Consider the following 12900-nt stretch of genomic DNA (forward strand, 5'->3'; position numbering starts at 1 on the left):
GCCAGACAGGAAGGTCGGAAAATATTCCACAGATATTGCAAACATTTGATTATCAATAAGTTGAAATTCAAAAAAGGAAGCTGGCAACAAACTGGCAGCAGCTTTCGGAGAAGGGAATTTTACACACAGGGTCAAAAAATAATTTTGGAATCTGCCCCATTATTGTAATTTAGTGGAAGAATTTAATGGGTTAGTAAGTAACGGGGTCAACAGCAATGTTGGCCCTTTTACGTTTTATACATCGAGCCTTTATAACACCTGTTTTGTATCCCCGTAACGACGTTTTTTTTTATTTAGTATCTCCTTTGCAGCAGTTTGTTTCATCTTTCTGGTTACTGCGGCAACAGATTCTGTAACTCCCTTTATCTTTATCGCATGAGCAAAATCAAAACAGCTTTTTTCTGTAGCAATTGTGGGTATGAAAGTGCCAAGTGGATCGGCAAATGTCCGGGCTGCTCGCAATGGAACACGTTTACAGAAGAAGTACTCGATAAAGGAAATAATAAAGAGGAGAGCTGGGATAATTACAGTGCGGAAAAAAGAAACACCAAAACGGTGGCTTTGCAGGATGTGATCAGTACCAAAGAAAAAAGAATCATTACAAAAGATACGGAACTGAACCGTGTACTCGGTGGCGGTATTGTTCCCGGAAGTATTATTCTTGTAGCCGGAGAACCCGGTATCGGCAAGAGTACTTTGTTTCTGCAGAATGGTTTACTGATCGATCAGTTGCGCATTCTGTATATCAGCGGGGAGGAAAGTGAACAGCAGATAAAAATGCGGGCAGACAGGTTAAAGATCACCAATGATAATTTTTACCTGCTCACGGAAACCGGCACCCAGACTATCTTTCAGGAGATCAAGAAACTGAAACCGCAGCTGGTAATCGTTGATTCGATACAGACTTTACAATCCAACAGCATTGATTCATCTGCGGGTAGTGTTTCCCAGATACGGGAATGTGCTTCAGAGTTTCAACGTTTTGCCAAAGAAACCAACACACCTGTTTTTCTGATCGGTCATATCACCAAAGATGGTTCCATTGCCGGACCCAAGATACTCGAACATATGGTAGACACGGTGCTGCAGTTTGAGGGCGACCGTCATTATGCCTACCGCATATTACGCACGTTGAAAAACCGTTTTGGCAGCACCGCCGAATTGGGCATTTATGAAATGACGGGCGAAGGAATGCGCATCGTTTCCAACCCATCAGAGATCCTGATCGCACAAAGAGAAGAACAGTTAAGCGGCAGTGCCATTGCTGCTACACTGGAAGGAATGCGTCCGCTATTGATAGAAGTGCAGGCACTGGTAACACAAAGTGTGTATGGCACACCACAAAGAACCGTCAGCGGTTTTGATCTGCGCCGATTACAGTTATTACTGGCCGTATTGGAAAAACGCGGTGGTTTCCAGTTCGGGATGAAAGATGTGTTTGTAAATATTGCCGGCGGTATCAAAGTAGAAGACCCCTCCATCGATCTGGCTGTGATCTGCGCCCTGCTCTCTTCCTACGAAGACGTTCCGCTACCCGCCCATGTCTGTTTTGCCGGCGAAGTAGGCCTGAACGGCGAGATCCGGGCGGTTAACCGCATCGAACAACGCATTGCCGAAGCCGAAAAACTGGGTTTTGAGAAAATCATCGTATCCCGCTACAACAAAAAAAGTTTCGACCCCAAAGCGTATAAGATCCAGGTACTGGCATTAAGCAGGGTGGATGAAGTGTACCAGCAGCTGTTTTAGGGGGTGAGTAGTCAGTAGTGAGTAGGCAGGTCAATCCCCTACTTACTACTCACTACTCACTACTCACTACTCACTACTCACTACTCACTACTCACGCCCCCCTGCGGTAAATACCTAATCATCCAATGCAAAACCCATCGAACTTTGCCTGATGGCATTATTAACAAACAGCTATCTTTCTTCCTTACTGCATCTCTTTTATCCGCATACCTGCGAAGGTTGTGGTTCGGATTTGTTGTATGATCACCAGTTTCTCTGTGCCCGCTGCATGCATCAGTTGCCGGCAACTGGTTTTTTTGCCAAGGCAGGTAACCCGGTAGAAAAAATATTTTATGGAAGAGTACCTGTTAAGCAGGCCGCAGCGGCTTTTTATTTTACCAAGCCTTCTTTACTGCAACACCTGCTGGTACAGCTCAAATACAAAAACAATAAAGAGGCCGGTTATTTTTTAGGGCGAATGCTGGGTCATGCATTGGCCGCCTCCGAAAGATTCGCAGACACAGATGTACTGGTTCCCCTGCCCTTACATCCGAAGAAGGAATTTATGCGGGGGTATAACCAGGCTGCCCTGCTTTGTGAGGGAATAGCGGAAGTATGGCCCAAACCCATTCTTACCAACGCCGTAACCCGAACCCGCTTTACCGAAACCCAGACCCACCAGAACCGCCTGAGCAGGTGGCAGAATATGGAAGAAGTGTTTGCCGTTACCCAACCCAAGCTCCTGACCCACAAAGAGATCCTGCTGGTAGATGATGTTATTACCACCGGGGCAACCCTGGAAGCCTGCGGAGCGTCTATGCTGGCGGTAAAGGGGGCGGAATTGAGTGTTGTGGCAGCAGGGTATACTTTTTGAGTTAAAAGTTAAAAGTGAGTAGTTAAAAGTAAAGCCGATTTTACTCCAGTTCATTCACTATTAACTTTTAACTATCAACTCCTAACTAAAAATCCCCCAACCTTTTCTATATTTAACTGTTCATTACTAAAACAACCAACCATGAAATACCTGTTAACCATTGCTGCAGCTATTATGTTCAGCGCATTTACCCTGCCGGGCGATCCCAGTATCCACGGCTTTAAAGTAAAATCCATTGAAGGCGGAACCATCGATTTTTCCAAGTTCAAGGGCAAAAAGATCTTAGTGGTGAATACCGCTTCCAAATGCGGGTATACGCCACAGTACGAAGCACTGGAAAAAGTGTACGAGGAGTATAAAGACAAACTGGTGATCGTAGGTTTTCCGGCCAATAATTTTGGCGGACAGGAGCCTGGCGCCGACAGCGAGATCCAGGAATTCTGCAAAGCACGTTTTGGAGTTAAATTTCCTTTGGCCAGCAAAGTGAGTGTGAAAGGAGAAGATACAGCGCCCATTTACAAATGGCTGACCAGCAAAACACAGAATGGCGTGCTGGATGCAGAGATCAAATGGAACTTCAATAAATTCTTACTGGATGAAAACGGTAAAATGATCGCTTATTTTGAAAGTAAAGTGAAACCGGATAGCGAAGAGATTCTGAAATATCTGAAATAATTCGCGGATTGGCGGATGATGGATTAGCGGATTTTATTTTTTTGAAGGAGAATGTTTGTGAACAAACATTCTCCTTTTTATTTTCAGGAACCTTTACTTTTGACGCCAGACTAATCCGTAATCCGCAAATCCATCATGCTTTTCAAAGATGTCATAGGACAACAAGCAGTAAAACAACACCTGGCAGAAATGGTAGAACAGAACCGTTTGAGCCATGCTTTGCTGTTTCTGGGAAAAGAAGGAAGCGGTGCTTTACCCCTGGCATTGGCTTTTGCGCAGTACATTGTTTCGCTGCCGCAACCTGCACCCGTGGTAGAAGACCTGTTTGGCGGTATGACGGCACTGGAACCCACACCCACATATATTCACCCGGATCATATTGCAGAACAGGCCGCTTTTCAGCGGGCAGAACAACTGATTCATCCCGACCTGCATTTTACTTACCCGGTAATACCGAGAAAAGCGGGCGACAAACCTGTTAGCGCTGATTATATAGCTGAGTGGCGGGAATTTGTAAAAAACTACCCTTACGGCAATGTGTACGATTGGCTGCAGTTTATCGGCGCCGAAAACAAACAGGGAAATATCACCGCCGAAGAGTGTAACGAGATTAACCGGCAACTGAGCCTGAAAAGTTTTGAGAGCGAATACAAAGTGTTACTGCTCTGGATGCCCGAATACCTGGGCAAAGAAGGCAACAAACTGCTGAAACTGATTGAAGAGCCACCACCCAATACCTTATTTATACTGGTGGCCGAGAATGATGAACAGATCCTGCCTACGATTCTGAGCAGGTGCCAGCTGGTGAAGATTCCCATGCCGGAAAACAGCGAGATAGAACAGGCACTGGTAGAAAGGGCCAAACTGGCCCCGGATACCGCCCGGCAGATAGCCGGCATCTGCGAAGGCAATTACCGGGAAGCCCTGCAACTGATACAGCATGCCGACCAGGACTGGCAGAGCCTGCTGCGCGACTGGCTGAATGCCACCCTGAAAGGCGGCCCCATGGCCCAGGTAAAATTTACCGAAGAAGTGGCCAAACTGGGCCGTGAGAAGCAGAAACAGTTTCTCCGTTACTTTAACCACCTGCTGGAGCAAAGCATCCGGATCAAGGTGTTGGGGGCAGATCGGGTGTTTTTGGGGGATAATGAGAAGGATTTTGCCCAAAGACTGAATAAAATAGCTTCTGTGAGCCAGCAACAGGCTATTATTGAAGAGCTGGACCGGGCCGCTTATTATGTAGAAAGGAACGCTAACGCCAAAATGCTGTTCCAGGCCCTGACCATTAAACTGTACCATATCATTCAGAACAAAACCCTAATTTTGATGAACTAGGCTTTGGGTGCCCAAGTTGGATGGCTATTGCCGGAAAACAAAAGCATTCTGAGCAGTGAGAGGGATTTGTGTGGGTTTGTGTAGGTGATTGGCTGCTGTATGAAAAGCTGATACATACACGTTGCACTGTTTTACGCTTATCAATATATTTTGAAGGCAGATGCGGAGAATCACTTGTGTACCGGTCGTGGCCGATTAACGCCCCGGACCCTGAAGTGAGTGACACAACCGAAGCATCATAGCAGTACTATCGCCCGCCCAATCATCTCCTCTGTTTTATTAACTAATTTTTTATCTGATAAGATATGGGCTGTGGATCATGTAGTTCCTCCAAAGACGGGGGTAAACCGGGGGGATGTAAAAGCAACGGCGGTTGCAGCACAGGTGGCTGTAACCGGTTAAACGTGCACGATTGGTTGTTGAACCTTCCTTTCAGCGACCCCGAGAGTACCTGTAAAGTAATTGAAGTAAGTTTTAAACAGGGAAGCCGCAAAGAATTTTACCGCAATACCACCCTGCAATATTTTGACAAAGGCGATTATGTAACCGTAGAAGGTGTGAGCGGTTTTGATGTGGGCGAAGTAAGCCTGACAGGTGAACTGGTTCGTCTGCAGATGAAGAAAAAAGGCGTGGACGAGTTTGGTTCTGAGATGAAAAAAATCCTCCGCCGCAGTTCTGAAAGAGATATTGAAACCTTCCATATCAGCAAGGGACGCGAGAAAGAGATCCTGGCCCGCAGCCGCGCCATTGCCCGCCAGCTGAACGTGAATATGAAGCTGAGCGAAGTGGAGATCCAGGCCGATGGTAAAAAAGGCACTTTCTTTTATACCGCCGATGACCGGGTGGATTTTCGGGAACTGATCAAAGTATATGCAGGCGATTTTAAAGTGAAGGTAGAAATGCGCCAGATCGGTATTCGCCAGGAAGCCGCCAAAGTGGGTGGTATTGGCAGTTGCGGCCGCGAACTCTGCTGCAGTACCTGGCTGAACGATTTTAAAAGTGTGAACACCACCGCCGCCCGTTACCAGAACCTGTCTATTAACCAGACCAAACTCAGTGGTCAGTGCGGCCGTTTAAAATGTTGCCTGAACTATGAACTGGATACTTACCTGGATGCTTTACAACAGTTTCCGGATTATGCCGAAACACTGGATACAGCCATGGGTACGGCCCACCTCATCAAAAAAGATATTTTCAAGAACCTGATGTGGTATGTGTTGCCTAATAACACCAAACATTACCCATTAACTATACAGCGGGTTAAAGAGATCAAAAGACTGAACCGCGAGGGACAGAAAGTAGACGAACTGCAGCCGGTAGAGATTGTGAGCAGCAAACAAAGAGAAGAAAATGAACCGGCAGCTTTTGTTGATCTCGTAGGCCAGATCAGTTTAAAAACACTGGAGAAAAACGACCGCCGCAGAAGAGACCAGGAACGTGGTAGTCGTGGCGGACAGCCACAAGGCGGTAGAAACCAGGGACCGAGACAACAAGGTGGACAACAGCAGGGCCAGAGAAACCAGGGGCCCAGAGAAGGCGGTCAACAAGGAGGAGGTCAGAGACCGCAAGGACCCAGGCCACCACAACAAAACCGTGGACCGCAACAGGGTGGGCAACAACAGCAAGGACCCAGAAACCAGGGACCGAGAGAACCCGGTCAGCAAGGCCAAAGACCACAGGGACCCAGACCACCGCAACAAAACCGCGGACCACAGCAGGGACAAAGGAACCAGGGTCCGAGACCACAGGGAAACCGGCCTCCGCAGGGACCACCGAGAGAGGAACCACCTAAAGAGAGTTGATACTAAAAACGCTACCAGTTGGTAGCGTTTTTTATTGGGATGATTTCAATAAATGAGAAAAGAAGAAAAGGAGTCATCTTTTCAATCTCTTTTTCTTCGTTCTTCTCTTATTGAAACTTAGAGTTTATCCATCTCCGTAGCCGTAAACTCCATCAGTGTTTTGATATGCGCCGGAGACAGGTCAAATTTTAATCCGGCAGTTTTATATAATTCGGGTAAGGTTTTGGTACCACCGAGGCTCAAGGCATGAATATAGTTCTGCAAAGCCTGTTGCGGGTTCTGCTGGTACTGCATCCACATACCAATGGCGCCTAACTGGGCTATGCCGTATTCGATATAATAGAAAGGCACTTCGAACAGGTGTAACTGGCGCTGCCAGCCTATTTGGCGGAACGCATCCAGTCCGGTGTAATCGATACTGTTGGTTGAGAATTCGTTGAGAATGCTCATCCACTGTGCGGTTCTTTCTTCAATGGTATGATTGGGATTTTCGTAAACCCAATGCTGAAACTTATCGATGATAGCGATCCATGGGAAGATGGTAATGGTTCTTTCGAGCTGGTGTTCTTTGGCGCGTTGCAGATCTTCTTTGTTATCGAAGAAAGCCTCCCAATGATTCATGCTGAAAAGTTCCATGGCCATACTGGCTACTTCGGCAATTTCCATCGGGTATTCTTTGAACGCACTCAGTTCCAGCTCATGTGCGAGAAAGGAATGAATGGCGTGGCCACCTTCGTGTACCATGGTGGTAACATCGCTCATTTGTCCGGCAGCGTTCATAAAAATGAACGGTGCACCACTCTCAGACAGCGGACAGTTATAACCACCCGGTGCTTTGCCTTTACGGCTTTCGAGATCAAAATGTTTCAGTTCATTCATCTTACGCAGGCAATCTGCGAAGAAGGGATTAAGCTCTTCAAAACACTTCACTGATTTTTCGTAGAGATCCTTTCCGTCGGTGAAAGGCTTCAAAGGTTCTATGCCTTCCGGTTCGGCTTCGGTATCCCATGGGCGCAGGGTATCCAGTCCGAGTTTTGCTTTTTTCTTCTGGTAAATTTTCTCGATCAAAGGAAGCACATGCAATTTAACCGCTTCATGAAACTGGTAGCAGTCTTCTTTGGTATAATCGAAACGGCCCAGCTCTACAAACTTATAATCGCGGTAATTGGCGAAGCCTGCATTTTTGGCTACTTCATCTCTTTTATGAATGAGTTGTGTGTAGAGATCGTGCATGGCCTGCTGATCCTGCAGCCTGCGCTCCTGGATCTTGCGGTACACTTCTTCGCGCAGTTTCCGGTCGTGACTCTCCAGAAATTTAGCCGCCTGTTGCAGGGTATATTCCTGTCCGTTCACTTCCACCGTCATTTTTCCGGCAATGGCACCATATTGCTGCTGCATCACACTCAGTTCTGCCTGCAGCGGAATATTAGCTTCGCGAAACAGGTCGATATTCTTTTTAACGCTGCGCAGATACGTGAAATATTTCTGCTGATCCAGTTCTCTGGTAAAAGGACAATCCACCAGTTTGCGGTTCAGTAGATCGGCATAGGGCTGCAGTTTGGGCTGAATTTCCATACAGAAATAGGTGAAAGCCTCTTCCAGTGTTTTATCGGTTGTATCGCAGGTCATTTTGATCTGGCGCCAGCAGGCGTCTTCGCTTACAACGGCTTCGATCTCGCTCATATCTTTCAGCCATTTCTCGAGGTCGGCCCGGGAATCCAGCTTTCTGTCTGATAGGTCCTTAAAAAAAGGTTCCAGGGAGGCCCAATCTGTTACCACAAAATCTTTCGGAACAAAATGGCGTTCCATTTTCCTGATATCCGCACTCAATGTCATATTTACTCGGTTTAGAGGGGCAAATTTACGCTAAGGGGCTAACTTTTGGAAAGTTTTAAAACTTTCCAAAAGTTACGGGAGAGTGGTATTTTTGCTCCCTTTAGTAAACAAAGATTGGCAGTGGCGGATATCATACAGTTATTACCGGATAATATAGCGAACCAGATAGCGGCGGGAGAAGTAATTCAGCGGCCGGCCAGTGCCGTGAAGGAATTGCTGGAGAATGCCGCCGATGCAGGCGCTACTGAGATCCGCCTGTTTGTAACCGATGCGGGTAAGGCCCTGATACAGGTGATCGATAATGGCCGTGGCATGAGCGAAACAGATGCCCGTATGGCTTTTGAACGGCATGCTACCAGCAAGATCCGGAATATTGAAGACCTGTTCCGCATCAAAACCATGGGCTTCCGCGGTGAGGCACTGGCTTCGATTGCTGCGGTATCGCAGGTAGAAGTAAAAACCAAAAGAGCCGAAGATGAACTGGGCACTTACCTCGAAATAGAGAATAGCCTGGTGGTAAAACAGGAACCCTGTGCCTGTGCTACCGGAACCAGCATCAGCATGAAGAATCTATTCTTTAATGTACCTGCCAGAAGAAATTTTTTAAAGAGCAATGCAGCCGAGATGCGGCATATAGTGGATGAGTTTACCCGGGTGGCCATGGCATTCCCGGCCATCTTTTTTTCACTCACCAGTAACGGGCAGGAAGTATTTCACCTGGAAGCGGGCAGTTTAAAACAAAGGATCGTTCAGATCCTGGGTAATGCCTACAATGCCAAGCTGGTAAGTGTGAATGAAGAAACGGATTATATGAATATCTATGGTTTTGTAGGCAAACCGGAAACGGCCCGTAAAACCAGAGGCGATCAGTATTTTTTTGTGAACAACCGCTTCATCAAAAGTGCTTACCTGAACCATGCGGTGAACAGTGCTTTTGACGAGATGATTGCCAAAGACAGTTTCCCGAGTTATGTATTGTACATAGACCTGGACCCTTCGCAGGTGGATATCAATGTACACCCTACCAAACAGGAAATTAAGTTTGAAGATGAGAAGATCATTTATGCATTTGTACAGGCGGCGGTAAAACATGCACTGGCACAGTTCAGTATTGCACCCTCGCTGGATTTTACCCTGAATGCAGAGATCCAGGGACTGGACGCTGTAAGCAAACCGTTTACCACGGATAAAAAAGATGCAGCTTCTTCCTCCAACCTGTTCAAAACCTTTACCCAAAAGAACCAGGCACATTTTATAGAGAAGAGTTCTCCAACAGAGAAGAGTGAACTAAAACATTGGAAAGAATTCTTCTCTCCGGCAGATGCTGAACGCCCAACGCCCAACGCAGAACGCAGTCTACCCCAACAACTCCAAACTCCCAACTCCCAACTCCAAACTGGTTTGCACGTTCTGCCAGACACCCCTTTACTGCAATTACACAACACGTATATCATCGCCTCCACCAACAGCGGTTTTTTACTGGTGCACCAGCAGCTGGCGCATGAGCGGATTTTGTATGAGCGTTATGGACTGGCGGCACATGGTCAGCAGATGGCCACGCAGCAAAGCTTGTTTCCCGTTACATTGGATATGGCCGGTTCGGATGCGGCTTTGTTAACCGAGCTCCTCCCCGATCTGCTGGCGATCGGTTACCAGGTAGAACCTTTTGGTAACAATAGTTTTGTGATACAGGGCATACCCGCAGATATTTTACCGGGTAATGAAAAACATTCGATCGAATTACTGATCGAGCAGTTCAAACATTTCAGCAGCGATATCAAATTCAGCAAACGCGAGAAACTGGTTCGTTGTATGGCCAGACAGCAGGCCATTAAAGCGGGCCAATCGTTAACACAGAAAGAAATGCTGGTACTGGTAGAAGAACTGTTTACCTGCAGCAGCCCGAATGTAACACCCACTGGAAGCCCCACTTATTTAGAGTTTAAGGAAGACTATCTCGATAAGATGTTCGGACGCTAAATCTTCCTCCCCTTTTGAAAAGGGGAGGTGCCCGAAGGGCGGAGGGGTAATTAATATTTTTCGATCATTGCGGTTAAAAACTTCTCAATTCCCTTCCGGATATTGGCGGCGGATGCCTGGTGTGCATTAACCATGAAGGAAAAGATCAGTTGCTTACCCTTGCGGGTGATGATATAACCGCTTAACGCTACATGGTTACTGAGGGTGCCGGTTTTGGCATAGATCCGTCCTTCGTAGTTTTTATACAAGCCACCCAATGTGCCTGTTCCGCCGGTGGGTAAGATGGTTTTGATGCGCTCCCAGTTAAATTCATTCTTCATCTGGGTAAGCACCCATACAAAATCCTGCGGGGTGAAGAGGTTGTAACGGCTCAGGCCGCTGCCATCCACCCATTTTGGTTTTTGGGGTAGGTCTTTGAGGTCTGTTTTCAGCAGCGTATCAATAATCTTTGCCGTATTCATCATGGCCAGCTTTTCATTACCTACCATTAATAGGGTTTGTTCGGCAAAGAAATTATCGCTGCGGTGCATCATGATCTTGAGCAGGGAATCGGTGGGTTGTGAATACACTTTTACCACATCCGGCAAGCGGTCAATTTTGAAATGTACGGGCTCAATGATTGTTTTCAATGTATCAGCAAGCAACTGTGCCAGTAATTGTCTATCGCCGGTATAAAAAGGAATATCTGCCCCGTTGAATTTATTAGCCGTTACCCTTATAGAGAATTGATTGGCCGCCACCATTCTTCTCACCGAAAAATTACCTTTCGCGGTCACTGCGGTTTCTTCAAACTGTTTTTGAAAATAAGCGGGCGTGGCCTTGAAGGAACCGATGTTGGTAAAGTGTACTACGTTTCCATAAACAGGCATCCAACTTCTTTCCGCCATATAATCGCTGTTATAATCATCCCAGGCCCAACCGGCTCCAAGGGCGTTGTCTTTCCAGTTTTCATCCGTCAGTAAAATCCTTTTCTGCTTTTTCAGAAATTCGTATACTGGCTGGTTCTTAAAATCAGGATGCAGGAAACTCGCATCCCCATTGGCTTCTACTTCAATGGTGCCATTGCCTTTGTCAACATAACGAATGCCCACCAAACTATCACCCAGGTATTTCATCCCTGCATAGCAGGAGAACAATTTGGTGTTGCTGGCGGGTACAAAAAATTTATCGGCCTGGTAATTATAGAGGTATTGCTGTGTAGCCGGATCGTACAAACTGATACCCACATGAGCCGGTACAAAATCTGGATTAGAAAAGATATCTTTTTTCGCTTCTCTGGCAATCTGTTTGGGCAGGCTGCAGGAAGAAACCAAAAAACCAACGGCGATCACAGAAAGGAAAAGGGGAAACTGCTTTTTCATGGGCATTCAATTAGGCGACTGTAATTTAACTTATTAAACGATACAGTTACCCGGGAAGCCGGACTTACCGGACATCCCAAAAAAAAGCGGCTCATTATATGAACCGCTTCTCTTTTATCCAATCTTATTTCTGCTAAACCGGTTTAACTTCTCTCTACTGCGCGCATCCATCTTTCGGGGATATCATTTCTGCTGGCTGTCAGGTAATCATGGTAACTGCAGGCAGCATATTTTCCATCGTGCAGCTGCATCCACCAGCGACCGGTTCTTTTGCTGCGGAGAAAAGCCGTTTCTACCTCACCGAAGGCAATGGTGAACTCATCAAACTCATTCCGGTTATCGAGCGAAGCTTCCTGTTTTCCTTTGTTGACACCATCCATTACATACCATAACATATGGGATATCTGTTTGGCGGTGAGCTGGTGCTGGTCCTGCTCCGGAATATACCCATAGATGCCGATACTGGTACAGGTATTGCTCATACCGGCGTACTGCAGTAAGGTGCAGGCTTCTTCGCCGTTAAAACCGTTGGGTGTAACATGATTGGCCGGCGCATGGGCATTTTGTATGGCGGCAATATCAAAGCTGAATAACTCGCTGTTGCGGATAGGAGGTTCCATTTCTTCAATGGCTTCTTTCACTTTACCCACGCGGTAACAATCGAACCCGAGTTTATCAATGGTTTCCAGCATCTGCGGATGCATGAAATAACTCTGGAAACCGATATGCGTATAATGTTTAAGGTGATTGGGCACACCGGTAAATAATTCAACCAGGAAATTATCGGCAGGGAGTACACTGTCCATATCCAGGTCAATACGCGAGTCAACACAAACGGCGTCAATGATCTTGTTCATGGCTCCGTAAGCCTGGTACTGACCAAATGTATTATCGTGCGAGCCGCCGATGATCACCACTTTTTTCCCCTGTTCTATTAATTCCTGCACCACAGTACGCAGGGCTGCGTAGCTGTCTTGCAGCGTAGCACCGCATTTTACATTACCCAGATCAGCTACATTTACTTCTGTATGCCAGTGAAAGAGTTTGTAGAATTCTGAACGGATTGCATCCGGAGAACCGGTGTTGGTAAACTGGAGACCTGCGCCCCGCATTTCGCCGCAACCTACCAGTACCATATCGGCCCCGGAGATATCGGGAAATTCCTCATCATATACTGCAATATGTTTACCGAGTTGTGTGTCTTTGAACCCTTCGTCGTTGGAAAGCTGTGCCAGATTCACAGGCTCCAGAAAATCTATTAAAGTTTGTAGCAACATGTCAGCATTGTTTGCAAACATCTAACGCAGATACG

9 protein-coding genes are annotated in these 12900 nt (G+C 46.7%); 6 read left to right on the forward strand and 3 right to left on the reverse strand.

Going from position 1 to position 12900, the window contains the following annotated elements:
* The first annotated feature begins 375 nt into the window (after window positions 1-375).
* From radA to AC1RNB_RS05610, 5 genes are all read left to right on the forward strand, one after another.
* Entirely contained in the window at window positions 376-1746 is a 1371-nt protein-coding gene (radA, locus tag AC1RNB_RS05590; RefSeq protein WP_493081441.1) for a DNA repair protein RadA, read from the forward strand.
* Window positions 1747-1897: 151 nt separating this feature from the next.
* Complete coding sequence (locus AC1RNB_RS05595) at window positions 1898-2599, forward strand: ComF family protein (protein WP_493081442.1); 702 nt, start codon at window positions 1898-1900, stop codon at window positions 2597-2599.
* Window positions 2600-2740: 141 nt separating this feature from the next.
* A complete protein-coding gene (locus tag AC1RNB_RS05600; protein ID WP_493081444.1) occupies window positions 2741-3274 on the forward strand; it encodes a glutathione peroxidase in 534 nt (177 codons plus the stop codon).
* A gap of 135 nt (window positions 3275-3409) precedes the next feature.
* Window positions 3410-4609 carry a DNA polymerase III subunit gene (locus AC1RNB_RS05605; protein WP_493081446.1) on the forward strand — a complete coding sequence of 400 codons (1200 nt, stop codon included), beginning with the start codon at window positions 3410-3412 and terminating at the stop codon, window positions 4607-4609.
* A gap of 404 nt (window positions 4610-5013) precedes the next feature.
* A complete protein-coding gene (locus AC1RNB_RS05610; protein ID WP_493081447.1) occupies window positions 5014-6411 on the forward strand; it encodes a PSP1 domain-containing protein in 1398 nt (465 codons plus the stop codon).
* A 117-nt stretch (window positions 6412-6528) separates the two neighbouring features.
* On the opposite strand, the gene AC1RNB_RS05615 is transcribed toward AC1RNB_RS05610, so the two are convergent.
* Window positions 6529-8247, reverse strand: coding sequence for a M3 family oligoendopeptidase (locus AC1RNB_RS05615; protein WP_493081448.1), 1719 nt, complete (start codon window positions 8245-8247; stop codon window positions 6529-6531).
* Between the two features lie 120 nt (window positions 8248-8367).
* Here AC1RNB_RS05615 and mutL point away from each other — a divergent pair, with 120 nt between their 5' ends.
* Window positions 8368-10227: a DNA mismatch repair endonuclease MutL gene (gene mutL / locus AC1RNB_RS05620; RefSeq protein WP_493082066.1), complete on the forward strand. Its 1860-nt coding sequence runs from the start codon at window positions 8368-8370 to the stop codon at window positions 10225-10227.
* Window positions 10228-10277: 50 nt separating this feature from the next.
* Here the strand turns inward: mutL and AC1RNB_RS05625 are convergent, their stop codons facing one another.
* Entirely contained in the window at window positions 10278-11588 is a 1311-nt protein-coding gene (locus tag AC1RNB_RS05625) for a D-alanyl-D-alanine carboxypeptidase (protein ID WP_493081450.1), read from the reverse strand.
* Window positions 11589-11731: 143 nt separating this feature from the next.
* The gene (locus tag AC1RNB_RS05630) at window positions 11732-12865 is read right to left on the reverse strand and encodes a formimidoylglutamase (protein WP_493081451.1); all 1134 of its coding nucleotides are present in this window, start codon (window positions 12863-12865) and stop codon (window positions 11732-11734) included.
* Between the last annotated feature and the right edge of the window lie 35 nt (window positions 12866-12900).

This window comes from Sediminibacterium sp. GW821-FHT12F12 (assembly GCF_058806635.1).